The sequence below is a fragment of the Methylotenera sp. genome (assembly GCF_029945705.1).
Taxonomy (GTDB): domain Bacteria; phylum Pseudomonadota; class Gammaproteobacteria; order Burkholderiales; family Methylophilaceae; genus Methylotenera.
In genome coordinates this window covers 12464-31615 of sequence record NZ_JAQSDC010000007.1, presented here as the reverse complement: position 1 = coordinate 31615, position 19152 = coordinate 12464, and the positions used below count along the sequence as shown (strand labels likewise).

17 protein-coding genes and 2 tRNA genes are annotated in these 19152 nt (G+C 42.7%); 4 read left to right on the top strand and 15 right to left on the bottom strand.

Annotated elements, in window-relative coordinates:
• Nucleotides 1-34 precede the first annotated feature (34 nt).
• The 5 genes from PSU78_RS02900 to arfB all read right to left on the bottom strand — a co-directional run bounded on the left by PSU78_RS02900 (nt 35) and on the right by arfB (nt 2996).
• The gene (locus PSU78_RS02900; RefSeq protein ID WP_300383990.1) at nt 35-634 is read right to left on the bottom strand and encodes a LemA family protein; all 600 of its coding nucleotides are present in this window, start codon (nt 632-634) and stop codon (nt 35-37) included.
• A 130-nt stretch (nt 635-764) separates the two neighbouring features.
• The gene (locus tag PSU78_RS02895) at nt 765-1397 is read right to left on the bottom strand and encodes a hypothetical protein (protein WP_300383987.1); all 633 of its coding nucleotides are present in this window, start codon (nt 1395-1397) and stop codon (nt 765-767) included.
• 34 nt (nt 1398-1431) lie between these two features.
• Nucleotides 1432-1893: a ribosomal protein S18-alanine N-acetyltransferase gene (gene rimI / locus PSU78_RS02890; protein WP_300383985.1), complete on the bottom strand. Its 462-nt coding sequence runs from the start codon at nt 1891-1893 to the stop codon at nt 1432-1434.
• Entirely contained in the window at nt 1890-2579 is a 690-nt protein-coding gene (tsaB, locus tag PSU78_RS02885) for a tRNA (adenosine(37)-N6)-threonylcarbamoyltransferase complex dimerization subunit type 1 TsaB (protein ID WP_300383982.1), read from the bottom strand. The genes rimI and tsaB overlap by 4 nt, the downstream gene beginning before the upstream one ends.
• Nucleotides 2580-2585: 6 nt before the next feature.
• On the bottom strand, nt 2586-2996 hold the full coding sequence (gene arfB, locus PSU78_RS02880; RefSeq protein ID WP_300383979.1) for an alternative ribosome rescue aminoacyl-tRNA hydrolase ArfB: 411 nt from the start codon (nt 2994-2996) through the stop codon (nt 2586-2588).
• 162 nt (nt 2997-3158) lie between these two features.
• Here arfB and PSU78_RS02875 point away from each other — a divergent pair, with 162 nt between their 5' ends.
• A complete protein-coding gene (locus tag PSU78_RS02875) occupies nt 3159-4208 on the top strand; it encodes an acyltransferase (RefSeq protein WP_300383976.1) in 1050 nt (349 codons plus the stop codon).
• Between the two features lie 58 nt (nt 4209-4266).
• On the opposite strand, the gene PSU78_RS02870 is transcribed toward PSU78_RS02875, so the two are convergent.
• Together PSU78_RS02870 and PSU78_RS02865 are read right to left on the bottom strand one after the other, a co-directional pair.
• Nucleotides 4267-5139, bottom strand: coding sequence for a pirin family protein (locus PSU78_RS02870; RefSeq protein ID WP_300383974.1), 873 nt, complete (start codon nt 5137-5139; stop codon nt 4267-4269).
• Nucleotides 5140-5203: 64 nt separating this feature from the next.
• Nucleotides 5204-5770 (bottom strand): YceI family protein, encoded by a 567-nt coding sequence (locus tag PSU78_RS02865; protein WP_300383971.1) that lies wholly within the window; start codon nt 5768-5770, stop codon nt 5204-5206.
• A gap of 145 nt (nt 5771-5915) precedes the next feature.
• On the opposite strand from PSU78_RS02865, the gene PSU78_RS02860 reads away from it, so the two are divergent.
• Nucleotides 5916-6821 (top strand): LysR family transcriptional regulator, encoded by a 906-nt coding sequence (locus tag PSU78_RS02860; RefSeq protein ID WP_300383969.1) that lies wholly within the window; start codon nt 5916-5918, stop codon nt 6819-6821.
• Nucleotides 6822-7156: 335 nt separating this feature from the next.
• Entirely contained in the window at nt 7157-10666 is a 3510-nt protein-coding gene (locus PSU78_RS02855; protein ID WP_300383966.1) for an EAL domain-containing protein, read from the top strand.
• 93 nt (nt 10667-10759) lie between these two features.
• On the opposite strand, the gene PSU78_RS02850 is transcribed toward PSU78_RS02855, so the two are convergent.
• The 3 genes from PSU78_RS02850 to ffh all read right to left on the bottom strand — a co-directional run bounded on the left by PSU78_RS02850 (nt 10760) and on the right by ffh (nt 12703).
• A tRNA-Lys gene (locus PSU78_RS02850) sits at nt 10760-10835 on the bottom strand.
• A 136-nt stretch (nt 10836-10971) separates the two neighbouring features.
• A tRNA-Lys gene (locus PSU78_RS02845) sits at nt 10972-11047 on the bottom strand.
• 291 nt (nt 11048-11338) lie between these two features.
• On the bottom strand, nt 11339-12703 hold the full coding sequence (gene ffh / locus PSU78_RS02840) for a signal recognition particle protein (RefSeq protein ID WP_300383963.1): 1365 nt from the start codon (nt 12701-12703) through the stop codon (nt 11339-11341).
• 81 nt (nt 12704-12784) lie between these two features.
• Between ffh and PSU78_RS02835 the strand changes: the two genes are divergently transcribed.
• Nucleotides 12785-13591, top strand: a complete 807-nt coding sequence (locus PSU78_RS02835; RefSeq protein WP_300383960.1) for an inner membrane protein YpjD — start codon at nt 12785-12787, stop codon at nt 13589-13591.
• A 16-nt stretch (nt 13592-13607) separates the two neighbouring features.
• Here PSU78_RS02835 and PSU78_RS02830 read toward each other — a convergent pair whose 3' ends face one another.
• The 5 genes from PSU78_RS02830 to PSU78_RS02810 form a co-directional block, all read right to left on the bottom strand.
• Entirely contained in the window at nt 13608-14279 is a 672-nt protein-coding gene (locus PSU78_RS02830; RefSeq protein WP_300383957.1) for an HAD family phosphatase, read from the bottom strand.
• Nucleotides 14280-14335: 56 nt separating this feature from the next.
• Nucleotides 14336-15226: a drug/metabolite exporter YedA gene (gene yedA, locus PSU78_RS02825; protein WP_300383954.1), complete on the bottom strand. Its 891-nt coding sequence runs from the start codon at nt 15224-15226 to the stop codon at nt 14336-14338.
• 87 nt (nt 15227-15313) lie between these two features.
• Nucleotides 15314-16876: a 2-isopropylmalate synthase gene (locus tag PSU78_RS02820; RefSeq protein WP_300383952.1), complete on the bottom strand. Its 1563-nt coding sequence runs from the start codon at nt 16874-16876 to the stop codon at nt 15314-15316.
• A gap of 383 nt (nt 16877-17259) precedes the next feature.
• Nucleotides 17260-18069, bottom strand: a complete 810-nt coding sequence (gene pssA, locus PSU78_RS02815) for a CDP-diacylglycerol--serine O-phosphatidyltransferase (RefSeq protein WP_300383949.1) — start codon at nt 18067-18069, stop codon at nt 17260-17262.
• Nucleotides 18070-18144: 75 nt separating this feature from the next.
• Complete coding sequence (locus tag PSU78_RS02810) at nt 18145-19137, bottom strand: phosphatidate cytidylyltransferase (RefSeq protein ID WP_300383945.1); 993 nt, start codon at nt 19135-19137, stop codon at nt 18145-18147.
• Nucleotides 19138-19152: the final 15 nt, after the last annotated feature.

Sequence of the window (19152 nt, the reverse complement as noted above, 5' to 3'; positions counted from 1 at the left end):
TGCTCATTTAGAAGGTTATGTGATTAACCAATGGCTATTTTTTATCGCCAAAATCAACGGTTGGTGCAACTGAAATCGCTTTTTCATTTTCAACAGTGAATGATGGTTTAGTTTTATAGCCAAACATCATTGCTGTTAGGTTCTGTGGGAATGAACGTATTGCAATGTTGTAAACTTTAATGGTTTCTATATAACGATTACGTGCTACTGTAATTCGGTTTTCAGTCCCTTCAAGCTGAGCTTGCAAATCCCTAAAACCTTGATCTGCTTTTAAATTTGGGTAGTTTTCAGAAACCGCCATTAAACGTGATAAAGCAGAACTCATTTGTGCTTGTGCAGCTTGAAATTTAGCAAATAACTCTGGGTCATTCAGCACCTCAGCATTTACTTGCATGCTACCTACTTTTGAACGGGCATCTGCCACTTGTGTCAGCACGTCTTTTTCATGTTCTGCATAGCCTTTTACCACATTCACTAGGTTAGGCACCAGGTCAGCACGGCGCTGATATTGATTTAGCACTTCCGACCAACTGGCTTTTGACTCTTCATCTAGTGATTGAAAATTGTTGTAGCCGCAGCCACTTAGATTCAACAAAAGCAAAACCATCAATAGTTTTAAGTAAATTTTTTGCATGTTCATTCCTTAATGAATAAATCAAATTTAAAGACTCATTGTACTAACATTCATCATACCGAGATACATTCTATTCAAATGAGATTGCGCCTTATGCTCTGTATTTCAAGACCTTGCAATTCTAGCTGTTTTAACTATTTGTAACTTTTAAGTCTTGTAAAATCTGCAATCCCATACATAAATCACGCCAGACTTTTGCTTTATCTGCAGGGTTTTGTAATAAATGCAGTAAACCATAAGTAGCGACTAATGCAACGCCATGTAATTGATGCGGGGTGCTACGTAGGTGAGCGATTGGCTCAGTAGATTGGAGTGTCACTTGCGCCACGGCTTCGCTCATGACCAATAGCAATTTAGTTGGCATACCACTGATGGACGCCAAAATATCAGATGAGGTTTCAGCTGCCTTGGTTTTAATCCGTAGCGCTTTGCATATATTTTGAAATAACTGTAGCTCGTCTGCGCTCATTGCAGCACTCGGCAGTACAAATAAATACTCACCATCATCGCTCGCAATATGGGTGAATACTGGCGGTTCAATGGCGACTGGCGTTAACATTTCTGGAGATTTGTCTGGATTTACCAATAACTCCTCTACAACCACATCTACCAACTGTACTTCTAGGTCAGGCTTTAATGTGATGTCTTGTTGGATTAAAGCCTGATTTTCAATATTAATTGCCTCAGCTACAGGCGCTGGCGCGCGCGACTGCCATACTGGCAACAGCCCTAATTCTCGCATTATGTCTTCGCGCGTCATCATCGCATTACTTTCCAGAGACTAATCAAAGCGGCCATTAAAGTGCCAAACCCATTAAAACCGCATCTTCACGGCCAGTTGCAGCAGGATAATATCCACGACGAACGGCCATTTCATTAAACCCCATATTTTCATACAAAGCGATGGCAGAAATATTACTTGGGCGTACTTCCAAAAACATATTAGCCATTTGATTGTTTTTGGCAATACTCACCATATACTCTAAAAGCGTTCGTCCTAAACCCTGTTTTTGGTAGGATTTTGCTACGCTCAAGTTAAGCAAATGTGCTTCATCCAACACTAGCATCATCAATGAATAACCGATAATTTGTTCATTCAACATCATGACCCAAGCGCTATAACCAGAGGTCAATGAGTCACTAAAGTTACCACGCGTCCATGGATAAGGATAAATCTTTGGCTCAATCGCCATGATGGCATCCAAGTCATCCATTTGCATAGGGCGGAACTGATATTGTGTTTTTAGCACAGCGCTCATAAACGTAAGCCTTGCTCGCGCTCAGCGGTTTTAAGCGCTACGCGGTTACGAATATAAAGAGGCATGGCTTCACTTGCTGGTTTTGCTTCGCCTTTTGTAAATATTGGCAAAGCGAGTTTGAGTATCGCTTCGGCTACGGGCAACAACTGCGGTTGAGTCGCTTGCAATTGCTCTGCGTAGGCAGCGCTTAATTGTTCAGCATAAGTCTGCCAACCACTACCAGCACCCACCCAACCTGCTCCATTAATGGCAGGTACAGTGTCTGGTTTATATAAGCCAGGCTCAATGATGCATTGCCATACATTATCCATTTTTTCATATGCTGCGTGATACACCTCACCCATGCGCGCATCCAAGCAAGCAATCACTTTATCTGCGCCACTGGCTTCGGCCAGCGCTAATAGTGTGCACACACTAACCACCGGCAAGTTAGCTCCAAAACCCAAGCCCTGCGCAACGCCAGCAGCAATGCGCACACCAGTAAATGAGCCCGGACCTGCGCCAAAAGCAATGCATTGTAGATCACTTAATTGCAAGCTTGCTGAATCCAGCAAGGCTTGTATCTGCGGCAATATCATTTGCGAATGCGTTTGGCCTGCATTGCAATCATAGCGATACGTTTCGCTATCTTTTAGCAAGGCTAGCGATAAGTATTCAGTTGAAGTATCAAAAGCTAATATATTCACGTTAAGTTAATGCTCATTTTTGTCAGACGCTATTTTGCCACGCATCTGCTTAATTTGCCCACGTTGTGTTTTACTTTCTAATCGCCGCTGTTTCGAACCGTAACTCGGTCGTGTTGCATAACGAGTTGGTTTTACTTGGTTTGCGGCATTAATAATTTCATGTAAACGCGCAACAGCATCTTTCTTATTGGCTTCTTGCGTACGATATTGTTGCGCTTTTAGCACCAAAACACCTTCCGCCGTGATGCGGTTATCTTTCAAATGCATTAAGCGCTCTTTTAGCCAACCACTCAATGTTGAGGCTTGAATATCAAAACGCAAATGAATTGCACTCGACACTTTATTCACGTTTTGCCCACCCGCACCCTGTGCGCGGATTGCACTAAGTTCATACTCGGTTTCGGGGATTAAAATCATTGCTTAAGTTTCAAACTATTTTAGAGTGGCTATTGAGGCGGCAATATGGCGCATAAAGCGCGATGAATAAGCGTCACATTGTACACAAGCCAAGCCACATAATCGCCTAGAAAACATTATAATTGGCGCTAGATGAATTAATACGATGTGAATTAGTACGCCATGAAAGACCATTTCAATCGTTTCCCGATGATCGATGCTTTTAAAGCCATCGCTTCACAGTTGATTGTTTTACACCATCTTGCCGCTTATGGCCCAATTTCAGATGCGGTGCAACAAATAGCACCATCCCTCATCACTTGGCTATATGACTATGCGCGGATGGCGGTACAGATATTTTTTGTCATTGGCGGTTACCTTGCAGCGCGCTCTGTACTTAATTATGGCAACAGCATGCGCCACCTAAAAGTGAATTTAACTAACCGATATTTAAGATTAGTGATTCCATTCTTTTTCGCACTTATGCTCGCCGTCATTTGCGCCATGATTGCACGCAATATTGTGGACCATGAATTTATTCCAGACTTTCCTAAACTCTCTCAATTTCTGTCGCACGTTTTCTTACTGCAAGGTGTTCTGGATGTCGATTCGCTATTAGCTGGTGCATGGTTCATTGCCGTAGATTTTCAGCTATTCTTTGTGATGCTTTGTATTAGCTGGCTTGGTGGAAAAGCAGCCAACTCTAAACAAGCGATTCTAATTATTATCACGCTAACCGCTGCCAGCTCTCTATTCTGGTTTAACCGTCACGAACGTTATGATGACTGGGCGATTTATTTCTTTGGTGCGTACGGCATGGGTGCAATCGCTTATTACGCAGGGCAACTCGAGCATTCAAACGCTTGGCTGTGGCTAAACATAACCATTGCCATGACTGCCATTTTGATTGATTTTAGATTGCGGATTTTGATTGCAGCGCTGACTGCGCTTGCGCTATTTTTCACCAGAAATATGCAAATCAAGGAGCATGTAAAACAACAAAGGCTTATTCATTATTTAGGTTCGATTTCCTACGCTTTGTTTCTCGTGCATTTTTCAGTTTTAATGTTAACTAATGCGATTTTTAGCTGGCTAAACCTTACAAACTCATGGCTAGCTTGCATTTTCATGCTTCTCACATGGGCTATCAGTTTAATATTAGCCGACTTTTTTCATCGCAAAGTTGAAAAGCCAACCACCTTGTATTTGAAACTAAAAACACAGAAAAAATAAAGCCCAGTCATTGCTGGCTGGGCTTTGTGTATCTAAACAAACTGCTTAATTTAGGCACCTACACAAGCTGCCCATTTTGATAATCTGCAATAGCCTGGTCGATTTCTTCACGTGTATTCATCACAAATGGACCATATTGAACAATAGGTTCTAATAATGGCTTTGCAGCCAAGATCAAGAATGATGCAGGCGTTTCTGCTGCGCTAACTTCAACAAAGTCGCCTTCTGACAGCACACCAACAGATTGTGGTTCTAATAACTGCTGACCACTGTTAGCACCAATCAATACTTTACCTTCATAGGGATACACAAACGCATTGTGCCCTTCTGTAATTGATTGGCTAAAGCTTTCACCTGCAGACAAATGTACATCGATAAATAATGGCGCCGTCGTTAAACCTTGAATCGGTCCAGCAACAGATTTACCATCCAGCACTGCCGTGCCAGCAATCACTTTAAGGCTACCGGCATTTGCTAAATGTACTAATGGAATCTCATCAGGCTGAATATCTAAATAGCTCGCGGGTTTCATCTTTTCATTGGCTGGTAGATTTATCCAAAGCTGAAAACCGCGCATACGGCCACTTTCTTGCTGTGGGATTTCTGAGTGAATAATGCCGCGACCTGCAGTCATCCACTGCGCACCTCCACTTTTTAAATTGCCTTGATTACCCAAATGGTCTTGATGCAACATATGGCCATCTAGCATATAAGTCACAGTTTCAAAACCTCGATGCGGGTGATCAGGGAAGCCAGCAATGTAATCATTTGGATTTTCAGAAGAAAATTCATCCAGCATTAAAAATGGGTCTAGTCGCGTAAATCCAGACTGTCCGAGGCTACGGCGCAACTTCACGCCGCCGCCATCTGAGGTTGGAATAGACTGAATTACTCGTTGCAATTGCCGTGCTTTAACTTGCTGATATTGCATACCAAACTCCATATTCTGCCGCTGACAAAACTAGCCAGCTATCCGCTATCAACCTTTTTACTACTTATTGCTTAACCGCCTCAACAGGCAAAGTGATGGTCACTTCGTCACTCACGTAAGGCACATGTTTAGCCATATTAAAATCTGAACGCTTAATCACTACGGTTGCGTTCGCACCACAAGCATCTTTTTTCAACATTGGGTGTGGCATACACATAAACGAAGTCACAGTCAGTGTTTCTGCTTTACTAACACCTTTGATTGTCAACGTGCCATCAATTGAAACAGGCTTATCACCTTCAAAATTCATTTTCTTAGACACAAATGTTGCTGTTGGAAATTTTGCTGTATTAAATAAGTCTTCAGCTTGAATGTGCTCATTAAATAAAGCAAAGCCTGTATTTACTGAAGTCGTGTCGATGGTCACATCCACAGAGCCTGTTTTCGCTGCACGATCAATGACGATTTTGCCTGTTGCTTTATCAAAACGACTTAACTGTGTTGAATAACCAAAATGGCTGTATGAAAAGCGTGGCATGCTGTGATTGCTGTCAATCACATAAGTTTCTGGCGCAGCAATGGCTGCAGTAGAGATGGTGGCGGCAATAGCTAATAAAATAAAACGTTTCATAAGATTTACTCCAAAGTGAATAGCGTTAAAAATAAAGGGGGTTGAATAAATTAATTTCTAGGAAGCCATTAAATACTTTAACAATAAGATATAAAAGTATAATAATCTGCTATAAATCATCAACTAATTAGATGGATTAGCTTAAATGGCTCCAAATATCACCTTAGAACAATGGCGCACGTTGATTAGTATCGTAGAGGCTGGCGGCTATGCACAGGCAGCAGAAACGATGTATAAGAGCCAGTCAGCCATCACTTACGCGGTGCAAAAAATTGAATCGATGTTAGGTGTTAAAGTGTTTGAGATTCAAGGGCGCAAAGCCATACTTACCCCCACGGGTCAAATGCTGTATCGCCGTGCCCTAGCACTTGTTAATGAAGCCAACGAACTCGAACAAGCCGCACATGCCTTATCTGCAGGCTGGGAAGCCAATATTAACCTTGCTGCCGAGATACTCCTGCCGCCGCACTTATTATTAAGCTGCATGCAAAAATTTGGCATAGAAAGCCCTCATACACGTATAGAACTAATTGAATCAGTGATAGGCGGTACCTCTGAAGCTTTACTCAAAGGGGAGGCAGATATTGCCATCTCTCCGCAACTACCTCCAGGCTTTTTAGGTAACCTGTTGATTCGCATTAAAATAATTGCCGTTGCCCATGCCGACCACCCCCTTCATCATTTAGGGCACACGCTCACCTATAAAGACCTTAGGGCTTATCGTCACCTAGTGGTGAGAGATTCAGGTAAAAATCGCGGGCAGCGCCCTGCGATTGTCGATGTTGATCAACGCTGGACCGTCAGTCAAATCGCTACCTCAATTCAAGCCGTATCGATGGGCTATGGCTTCGCATGGCTGCCCGAAGCACATATTAAGCAAGAACTTGAAGCTGGCTTGCTTAAGCCACTGCCGCTCCTTGAAGGTGGCACGCGTGAAGTTCCGCTCTACCTAGTGATAGCCAATCCTGATTTTGCGGGGCCAGGAATTAGACGCTTAGCAGAGATTATTAAAAGCTCGGTTGAGGAGAGATACAGTAATAAGATTGACTAAAAATATAGCCAAGATAGACACTTTGAGTGTGATTGCAGAATAAAAAAATCGAGTATTTTTATAATTTCTACAGTAATTATTGAGTATACTAAATCTATAAAGCACCTTATTTATTGTAATCCTTATAATGATCTAAGTATTTTTTCTATGTCTTATTCCAACTTCTAAATATCCTTTAGCGCCGCATAATATACTAATCAAGTAAAGCATTTTTAATCACCCCTCCTTAAACATAGCCGCATAAAAATTTGCTGCTACCTGTATGGCAATATGAAATTCGCTCGTGTTGGGATTTAGATAAAAATAAATGATTTAACTTATATTGAGTATAAAAAGTGGCGCCAAGTTACAAACTAAAACAACTTTACCGTTGGTCTGATCTACCATTACTGATTGGTATTTCTTTAGCTTATGCGCTACTCGCCAAAATTGCACTAGGATACTTCTCGACCAACGGCGTTGTCTCCATGGTTTGGCCATCTAGCGGCTTAGCGCTGGCCGCACTCATACTCGGCAAGAAAAAATATTGGCCTAGCGTTTTCATAGGGGCGCTCACAGGCAACATCATGCAAGGCAGTCCAATTGGCATTTCTATGGTGATTGCTTTTGGTAACACATTAGAAGCGCTCAGCTGCTTCTGGATATTGTCACACATACAACGATTCAAACCCACACTTCAGCAGCCACATGATTTTTTGTGGCTTTCTGCAGCAGGTGCTTTAAGTTCTCTGGTGAGTGCAGCAATCGGCCTAAGCACTCTGTTCTTAAATGGGATAGTGACAAAATCCGAAGTTGGGCATAACTTTTTAAATTGGTGGCAAGGCGATATATTAGGCATACTACTTGTGACACCGCTGATTTTGGTCTGGCGCCAAATACCTTACGACTGGGTAAAGCGGGAGCGTATCACTGAGGCCATCATTGGCTTCGGACTTGCATTTTTTGCTGGTCAGGTGATCTTTTTGGGTTGGTTTCACGATATTTTTGGTATTACCGCTAGAGGTTACTGGGTCTTCCTATTTGTAACATGGGCAGCTGTTCGCTTCGGTCGTCATGGCGCACTACTTTTACTGGTTATGACAGCCATACAAATGCTGTTAGGGATGGTATTAGCGGTGGGTGGTACGACAAATAATCAAGTACCAGTTGGCTTGCTAAACTTTTGGCTGTATATGCTGGCGCTAACGACTGTTGGTATATTAATTGCGTTAGTGATTGATAGAGTCAAATCAACAGAATCGTTGTTATTACAAAAAAATATGCTGTTCAATAAAGTATCCCAACGGGTACCAGGGGTTATTTACCAATTTAAATTATCTCCAGATGGTAGTTCATGCTTTCCTTACGCCAGTGAAGCAATACAAGATATATATGAAGTTTCACCACAACAAGTTAAAGAAAATGCGACAGTGGCATTCTCGACAATACATCAGGAAGATTTAGATGACGTTTTAGCCTCTATTCAAGAGTCGGCACGTACACTATCTCTATGGCAACATGAGTTCAGAGTTGTGTTGCCGAAGCAAGGTATACGTTGGAGACGAGGAGAGTCACAACCTGAGAAAATGTCAGACGGCAGCATCCTTTGGCATGGCTTTATTACCGACATTACAGAGCGCAAACAATCTGATGATAGAATTAAACGCCTATCCATGTTGTATAAGGCAATCAGTGAAATTAATCTGGCCATTGTACGCATGGAACAACAATCCGAGCTATTTCCACTAGTGTGTCGGTGTGCTGTTGAATTTGGTGGCATGAAAATCGCTTGGGTCGGACAGCTGGACACTACTGGGGACCTGATTTTACCCGTAGCGAGTAATGGCGACTCAACAAAACACCTAGACAATATAAAAGTATCCTCCAGAGTAGACGTTCTTGAGGGTAGAAGCACTACGGGCACGGCACTACGGGAAAATAGACCAATCATTATCAACGACTTCATGACCAATCCAATGACGGCAACATGGGTCAGTAACGCCATAGCTATTGGCTGGGCTTCAGCTGCAGCATTTCCAATACAACGTAATGGCAAAAAATTTGCCGTACTGACTGTTTGTCATGAGTATGCAAATGCATTTGATTTAGAGGCAATAGCCCTGCTAGAAGATATGTCGAAAGATATTTCTTTTGCACTGGATAACTTCGATAGGGAAATGCAGCGTAAGGCTGGTGAGGAATCGCTCAGAATCGCAGCCTCAGTTTACGACACCAGTAGCGAAGGCATTATGATTACCGATGCTAATAACGCAATCATTGCTATTAATCCAGCTTTCACAAATATCACCGGTTACAGTCTCGATGAAGTCATTGGTAAAAATCCAAGAATGCTGAGCTCTGGCCGACATGATGTAACATTTTTCAACACCATGTGGCATGAAATTAACTCGACAGGCCAATGGCGAGGTGAAATTTGGGATAGACGAAAGAATGACGAAATCTATCCTAAGAGGCTGATGATCAATACTGTGTATAACGAAGACGGCACAGTACAAAGACGCATTGCTATGTTTACAGATATTACGCAGAAAACAGAAGCCGATCAGCTTATTTGGAAACAAGCCAACTTCGACTTTTTAACGGGATTGCCTAATCGTCAGATGTTTCATGACCGTCTTAATCAGGAAATTAAGAAGTCCAATCGAAATAATCTACAGTTAGCACTACTCTTTATCGACTTAGACCGATTCAAAGAGATTAATGACAACTTTGGCCATGATATGGGCGATGCAATGCTCAAGGAAGCGTCAATAAGATTAAAACGTTGTGTGCGCGAAAGCGATACTTTGTCACGACTTGGCGGAGATGAGTTCACAGTGATTCTTGGCCAGTTAGACGACATCAGCATTGTAGAACGCGTAGCGCAAGACATTCTCAACCAAATGACAGAAGCCTTTCATCTTGGTAATGAAATTGCCTACATTTCAGCGAGTGTGGGCATCGCGTTTTATCCTGATGACGCCACAACAAATGAAACGCTACTAACAAGCGCCGATCAAGCGATGTACGCAGCCAAACAAATGGGGCGCAATCGTTACCATTACTTTACTCAAGCCATGCAGAAATCCGCGCTAAACCGCATGCGACTGACAAATGAGTTACGTGATGCCCAAGATGCAGGTCAGCTAAGACTTTTTTACCAACCAATTATAGAGCTTGCCAATAACTCCATCCACAAAGCTGAGGCATTAATTCGCTGGCAACATCCAATACGTGGCCAGATTAGCCCCGCGGAGTTTATCCCGATTGCGGAAGAAACCGGCCTGATCAATAGCATTGGTGAGTGGGTATTTCATGAAGCGGTAAAGCAGTCAGCCACTTGGCGCGTAGCATACCATCCTGAATTCCAAATTAGCATCAATAAATCTCCCGTGCAATTTCGTGATGACTTTTCAAAATATGCGCCTTGGCCAGATCAACTTAAAGCGCTAGACTTATCTGGTCAAAGTATTGTTGTAGAAATTACTGAAGGGATGCTAATGGATGCCAGCGACCTAATTAATAACAAGCTACTAGCATTTCGTGACGCTGGTATTCAAGTCGCTCTGGATGACTTTGGGACAGGCTACTCCTCACTATCCTATCTCAAGAAATTTGACATTGACTATCTAAAAATTGACCAATCATTTACACGCAACTTATCGCCTACATCCGCAGACATGGCACTTTGTGAAGCTATCATCGTGATGGCACACAAACTAGGCATCAAAGTGATTGCAGAAGGCGTTGAAACAGTGGAGCAACGAGATCTACTTATTGCAGCCGATTGTGATTACGCACAAGGCTTTTTATTCTCCAGACCCGTTCCCGCAGATGAGTTTGAAAAACTCCTGACTAAAAGTTAAGGCTGCTTACTTTCGAACAAAAGCTCAACAATCATTACAAGGCTTAACATTCACCATAGTGAAATATGTGGTTTACCTGAACAATCAAGGTATTGGTAGGGCGTGCGAGGATCGAACTCGCGACAAACGGATTAAGAGTCCGCTGCTCTACCAGCTGAGCTAACACCCCAAGTACTTTTAAATACCAGTGAGCAGTATACCAAAAATAGAAATTTACCGTTTATATAAGGTGTTAAATAGCACAGCTATTAACCAGCATATTTGCATAACAAAAAAGCCTAGTCATTTCTGACTAGGCTTTGAATTGGTAGGGCGTGCGGGGATCGAACCCACGACAAACGGATTAAAAGTCCGCTGCTCTACCAGCTGAGCTAACGCCCCATTGTGAAACTAACTACTTAATGGGTAATTCTGTGTTTCTGGTATTTTCTCAGAGCTGCTTTGTTATTAATAAAGCATCACCTACGAAAGGGCGCAATTATGCTAGAAACTTACTACTTGGTCAATGCTAAATTAGCAAATTATCTAAACTTTTTATATTATTAATGCGGACCACATCATAAAGCCCGCCGAATATACGTTTAGAGCAAATATCGTGAGATATTTGCTCTGATTTTTACCGCATAGTAGTTAATTCAAAGTTATTAACTAAAAGCAGCTCACTCAAAGGGGTTAACGCATACCAGGCATTTTCCCGCCCATCAAATTGCCCATGTTTCGCATCATTTTAGCCATGCCTCCTTTTGCGAACATCTTCATCATTTTTTGAGTTTCTTCGAACTGTTTGAGCAAACGGTTTACTTCTTGCACTTGCACGCCTGAGCCATCCGCAATGCGTTTCTTGCGTGTTGCCTTAATCAGCTCTGGTTTGCGACGTTCAAGTGGCGTCATGCTGTTAATAATGCCTTCTATGCGGCGAACTGCTTTATCAGCATCGTCTGGATTCATTTTATTTGCCATACCCGCCATTTGCGCGGGCATTTTGTCCATCAGCGCGCCCATGCCACCCATTTTGCGCATTTGCGACATCTGCGCTTTAAAGTCATCCAAATCAAAGTTCTTACCTGATTTAACTTTATCGGCGAGTTTTTGTGCCTCTGCCATGTCGACATTTTTATGCGCTTGTTCAATTAAGCTCAGCACATCACCCATGCCCAGTATGCGTGACGCCATACGCTCGGGGTGGAATGGCTCTAGTCCATCAACCTTTTCACTTACGCCGACAAATTTAATTGGCTTGCCAGTAATGTGGCGTACAGATAAAGCGGCACCGCCGCGTGAGTCACCATCTAATTTGGTGAGGATTACCCCTGTCAGCGGCAATGTGTCGCCAAAGGCTTTTGCAGTATTAACCGCATCTTGACCTTGCATTGCATCGACCACAAACAGCGTTTCAATCGGGTTAAGTAATGTATGTAGCGCTTTAATTTCCGCCATCATTACTTCATCAATACCTAAGCGACCTGCGGTATCGAAAATAATGACATCGTAATATCCGCGTTTAGCGAAATCTAGTGCCGCTGCAGCAATATCTGCGGGCTTTTGAGTGGCGTTGCTATCAAAGCAATCAACCTCTAGTTGTTTAGCCAGCGTTTTAAGCTGCTCTATCGCAGCTGGGCGGTAAACGTCTGCACTAGCAAGTAGCACTTTCTTTTTTTGTTCTTTTAATAATTTTGCAAGTTTGGCTGAAGTTGTGGTTTTACCTGAACCTTGCAAACCAGCCATCAAAATAATTGCCGGCGCAACCACTGCGAGGTTCAAGCCGACATTTGCCTTACCCATTAACTCGGTAAGTTCGTCATGTACTACCTGAATAACGGCTTGGCCTGGCGTTAGACTTTGCAATACCTCTTGCCCCTGCGCACGTAGTTTAACTTGTGCGATAAACTCTTTTACCACTGGCAGGGCAACGTCTGCCTCAAGCAATGCCATACGCACTTCACGCATTGCATCTGAAATATTTTCTTCCGTAAGCCTAGCTTGACCACGTAAAGTTTTGATGACACCCTGTAGGCGGTCGGTTAGATTTTCTAGCATCGCGTTCTCTTACAAATCATTAGATACTTGATTTTACATCAACCTATTATATTTACAGCATATTTGCGCCATAATCACGTTATGCAAAATTTAATTCCATATTTAGTCGTTTTCGTTATTTATATCGCGGTAGCTGCGGACTTTTGGCGCGGCGCTAAAGTTACAACCAATGCACAATCCCTAAAGCTACACTCAGCGATGATAACGCTCGGGTTAATCATTCACGCATGGTTGCTATATCAAGTCATTTTTGAAAACCACTTCAATTTAGGCTTTTTTAATATGCTTTCAGCAATTTCTTGGTTAACTGTCCTAATTTACTGGCTGGCTGACTTAAAACATGAGCTGACGAGCTTGCAAGCTTTCGTTTTACCACCTGCTGCTATTTTTGCAATTCTGCCAGCCACTAATGCAGCAAATCACTTCATGCCACTGGCTGAATCGCCCTTATTTTTAGCACATATCGCCATTGCATTGCTGGCTTATAGCTTATTCACATTCGCCACATTTCACGCCTTGCTGATGACGGTTGCCGAACGTGCTTTGCATAATAAACCGACACTAATCAAATTACCGAGCTTTCCACCACTGATGGTGATGGAAACATTACTATTCAGAATCATTACACTAGGCTTTATTCTGCTGACAGTCACACTCATTAGCGGCATATTATTTTCAGAGCAGATTTTTGGCAAACCGATGCAATTTAATCACAAAACCGTATTCTCAATTGCCAGCTGGATTATCTATGGCGCACTTTTATACGGTCGTTTTCAATATGGCTGGCGCGGCCTAAAAGCCATACGCTGGACCTTAACTGGCTTTATGTTGCTAGTACTGGCTTATGTCGGCAGTAAGTTCATACTGGAAGTAGTGCTTGGTAGATAACTTAGCTGGCTAGCAACTAGTCACGCAGGCTGATTGCAGGCCAACCTTGCTCTTTTGCATATGCAGTTAATATCTCATCTGCATCTACCGCAACTGGGTTGGTTACCAATTGCATCAATGGTAAATCATTATGCGAATCACTATAAAAATAGCTCACTTCGTAATCGCCTAGTTTGGTGCCTCGTGCTTCTAGCCAATGATTAAGGCGAATCACTTTCCCCTCTTTGAAAGTCGGCACGCCTGTTACGCCACCCGTATATTCACCATTGACCATTTCAGGGTCGCTGCCAAGTAAATGCTCAATGCCATAGGCCGCTGCAATTGGTTTAGTGACAAAGCTATTGGTTGCGGTAATGATTACACATAAATCACCTGCGGCTTTATGCTCGTTTACCAAGGCTTGCGCTTTTTTCGTCATCATTGGGCGAATCACTTTATCCATGTATTTCACATGCAGCTCATCTAAGAACTTTTTAGAATGCTCTGAAAGAGGCTTTAACTGAAATGCTAAAAATTCTGTAATATTCAAACAGCCATTTTTATAATCTTGATAAAACTGCTCGTTACGATCTTGATGTGTTTTTGCATCAAGCAAACCCTCACTGATTAAAAATAAGCTCCAGTTGTAATCGCTATCGCCTGCAAGCAAAGTATTGTCTAAATCGAATAGTGCTAAATTTTGTTTCATGTTCAAGGTCTTTTTTAAAAATCTTTGTCAATTAAATTTTATAAGTTAAAGGCTAATTAAGTTACTTCGCTACTTTCCGATTTACCGCTTTCAGAAAGGACTAAGAATACGCCAACCAAAATAATCGCCAGTGCAATGTATTCATTAGTGGTGACATGCTCATTTGCAAACCAAATACCCGCAATGAATGCCACAACAGGGTTCACGAATGTATTACTACTCGCCACTAGCGGGCGCACAGTTTTAAGTAAATATTGATAAGCACTGTAAGCAACAATAGAGCCTAAGACGACCAAAAACAGCATGGCACCCCAAGATTTAGCACTAATATATTGCGGCCAGCTTTCACCTTGAAATGCGCTTACACACAAAAGCACCACGCCACCAGCCAGCATTTGTGCGGCACTTGCCATTAAACCAGTTGGCATATCCATGCGCTTGCTCCATACCGAGCCAAACGACCAACTGGCCGCAGCAAATATCAACAGCATTGCACTCGCCAACTCGCCATGCAGGCTACCACCAACGTTTAGCAGCACAATGCCTACTAAACCAATAGCGATCCCTAGCCATTCTTTATGGGTGATTTTATGACCCCAAATAGACGAGAAAATCGCCATCCAAATTGGCGCGGTAGCTATAGAAAGCGCAGCAACACTTGACGACACGGTTTGTTGCACATAACAAACAGTACCATTGCCAAGTGCCGGCAGCAAAATACCAACCGCAGTCGCGCCTAGCCACTGCCGCTTGCTAGGGTTAGGTGCGCCCAAAATGCGCATCACAATATATAAAATTGAGCCTGCAATCGCAAAGCGCATACCCGCCATTAGAAATGGTGGAAAGCTTTCTATACCAAAGCGAATAGCAAGATAAGTTGAGCCCCAGATGAAATAGGTGCAGAACAGCGCTAAAACTATCAACAGACCTTGGTTTTTATTTTTCATTTAAATGATGATATTCAAGATTGTGTCTGAGTTGACTATGTATGTAGTCAACTCAGACAACAAAGCTACTCCACAATACTGCTATGACTATACTTGCGGATGCGCACGCTCAGATTTAGACTGAATTTTATTCAACGCATTCAAATAGGCTTTTACCGATGCAACCACAATATCGGTATCCGCGCCCTGTCCATTCACAATACGACCACCTTTAGAAAGACGCACGGTCACTTCGCCCTGCGCATCGGTGCCACTGGTGATATTATTGACTGAATAAAGCTGCAACTCAGCGCCACTACTTACAATCGTTTCAATTGCTTTGAAAGCCGCATCTACTGGCCCCCCACCATTAGCTTCAGCACGTGTTTCACTACCATTTTCTGAGATGGTGATAATGGCATGCGGCACTTCACCTGTAATAGATGACACTTGCAAATATACTAATTTGAAACTTTCTGTTGCTTCTGAAACAAAGTCATCGCTTACTAAAGCGTGCAAATCTTCATCAAAAATCTCAGACTTTTTATCGGCTAAATCTTTGAATTTTGCAAATGCAACATTCAACAAATCATCTGTTTCTAACTCAATGCCCAACTCTTTCAAGCGAGTTCTAAATGCATTGCGACCTGACAACTTACCCAAAGTTAATTTGTTAGCATTCCAGCCTACATCCTCTGCACGCATGATTTCGTAAGTTTCGCGATGTTTTAATACACCATCTTGATGGATGCCAGATTCATGGGCAAATGCATTCGCGCCTACAATCGCTTTGTTTGGCTGCACTGGGTAACCTGTAATAGTTGACACTAATTTACTAGTTGTGACTATTTGTGTTGCGTCGATACTGGTAGTTAAGTTAAAAATGTCACTGCGAGTTTTAATCGCCATGACTACCTCTTCTAAACTGGCGTTACCTGCACGCTCGCCCAAGCCGTTAATCGTACACTCCACTTGGCGCGCACCATTCATTACCGCCGCCAATGAGTTGGCCACAGCCATACCCAAATCGTTATGACAGTGCGTAGACCACACCACTTTATCGCTATTTTTCACGCGTTGAATAAGTGTCGCCATCCGCTCACCCCAAGGTGCTGGGATTGAATAGCCGACTGTATCTGGTACGTTGATAGTCGTTGCGCCAGCCTCAATGACTGCATCAAACACACGTACTAAGAAGTCCATATCGGAGCGTACTGCGTCCTCGGCTGAAAACTCTACATCTTTGGTGTATTCCAATGCCCATTTAACGGCTTGCACGGCACGCTCGACCACTTGGTCTTCTGTCATGCGCAATTTGTTTTCCATGTGAATTTTGCTGGTAGCAATAAACGTATGAATACGACCACTAGCGGCATGTTTAATCGCTTCGCCTGCACGTCGAACATCGTTTTCGCTGGCACGAGCCAATGAACAAACCGTTGAGTTTTTAATGATTTTTGCGATTTCTGAAATGGATTCAAAATCCCCTGGGCTTGCCGCAGCAAAGCCTGCCTCAATCACGTTAACACCCAATTTTTCAAGTTGGCGTGCAATACGAATTTTTTCTTCTTTGGTCATCGCTGCGCCTGGGCTTTGTTCGCCATCGCGCAATGTGGTGTCAAAAATAATAATTTGATCTTGTTTTGCTGCTTGGTTGGTCGCTGTGTTCATCGTCATTACCTATCTTTTATTCTGTTTAATTTTAGCGCTATCACACTCAAATGCATTGAGCACAAATAATAGCATTTCGCTGCGACTATTACGCAACGGCATTTAATTCAATGGTGTGTGGGGGTATAGTTTGCGCGCTAGCGCAGGTTGTTGCTACGAAGCGCAGCAGTACGTAACGCAAAGAGTTTGCGCAATAACAATGCGCTAGCGATAACGCTAGCTGCATAAATAACTGATGAAATATGTGAAATAAACATAGTGATATAAATATAGTATTTTTTACAAAGTTGCGCAAGTGTTTAATTTCTAGTGTTTATTTTGAAGCACTCAATTTAAAATCACTAGACTCTCAGAGAAGTCGCAAGAGTCGTCAAGTTAACGATTTATTCAGGTTTAGCTTTCTCAAATTTTTCCTGTATCCACATGATGTAACCTGATAGCGCATAAGATGCCATCACGAACAGCAAGACCTCTGGAGGGCTGTATGAAACCAGCACAATCACCAACATAATGGCCAAAATCACAAAGAATGGCACGCTTTCTTTTAGGTTAATGTCTTTGCCGCTGTAATAGCGCAAATCGCTCACCATAGAAAGGCCCGCGAATATAGTAAGGCCCCACGCCATCCACTTCCATTGCAATACACCGAAAAACACATCGCGGCCACTCACGCCGTACTCGTACGAAACCCACACAAAACCAGCCAACAATGCAGCTGCGGCTGGGCTAGGTAAGCCTTGGAAATAGCGTTTATCTTGATGCTCGTCGTCTAACTTAGTGTTGAATCTGGCTAAACGCAGTGCAGCACACGCACAATAAGTAAAAGCCGCAAGCCAACCCAATTTACCCAACGGCTTTAACGCCCATATATATAGAATGAGTGCTGGTGCAACGCCAAAAGACACCATATCTGAAAGGCTATCATACTCTGCACCAAAAGCGCTTTGAGTATTAGTCATGCGGGCAACGCGACCATCTAAACCATCTAACACCATCGCTACAAATATGGCAATGGCGGCAAGCTCAAAGTTGCCATTCATCGCCTGCACAATGGCAAAAAAACCTGAAAACAATGCCGCAGAGGTAAACAAATTTGGTAACAAGTAAATGCCGCGTTGGCGCAAAGTGGCGCTATCGCTCTCTCTACGTTTAACTTTTTCGCTAGATTTAATCTTGTCGTTAGGTTCAGCCATGCTTGAAAAGCTTCAATAATTAAGTTGGGTTAGTATATCAAACACTTGCTTAAGCAAACAATTTACTTAAGTCACTCAAGGCGTAAAATAATAACGTACTAAGTGAAAGAAAACTGGCGCAGCGAAACTAACCGAGTCCATTCTATCCAACATGCCACCGTGACCTTCTATCATATTGCCCCAATCTTTAGCGCCTAAACTACGCTTAATGGCAGACATCACTAAGCCACCTAAAAAGCCCATCGTTACGATAATCGCAGCCATGCCTGCGCTTTGTAGCGCTGTGAATGGCGTAATCCACCATAAACCAGCGCCAACTAAAATTGTCGACAAACCGCCACCAATAAGACCTTCCAACGTTTTATTGGGGCTAACGATAGGTGCAACTTTTGTTTTGCCAAATAAGTTACCGAACACATATTGCAATACATCGCTCAACTGAACGATAAGCAGAAAGTAAAACAGCAACAAGGTATTTCGACCTTCAAAGTTTGTAATGGGAAGCAAAAGCAATGCGGGTGCATGGCTAATGCAGTAAATTGCAACCATCACGCCCCATTGAATTTTGGCTGCACGCTCTAAAAAATGCTCAGTGTCATGCGCGAGTACTGAAATTGAAGGCATCAATAAAAAAGCATAAACAGGTATCAGCACGCTAAACAAACCGTACCAATCGGTGTAAATTAAATAGTAATGTAAAGGTATCAGCAGAAAAAAGGCCAACGATAAGGTGCGGTGATCGCCTGCGCGCGTTGGCGTAAGCGTCATAAATTCACGCAACGCGAAATATGAAATAAAACCAAATAGAATAATGGTGCCCAACTTGCCTGCCAAAAAAGCTATGACAAGAATTGCCACCATTACCCACCATGCGTTCACTCTGGAAATTAGATTATTAATGAGCTTTAACGACTTTTCGGAGGGATTGTTTTTGGCTAATAACCGATGCTTTAGCACCCAACCAACAATAGACGCTATGAGCAGTAATGCAGCTACCGCGCCTATCAGCCAATAAAACTTATGTGTTGGATCTAGCGCTTCAAGCGTGTTAGCAAGCTGAGTTAGCATACTTCTACTTTCATT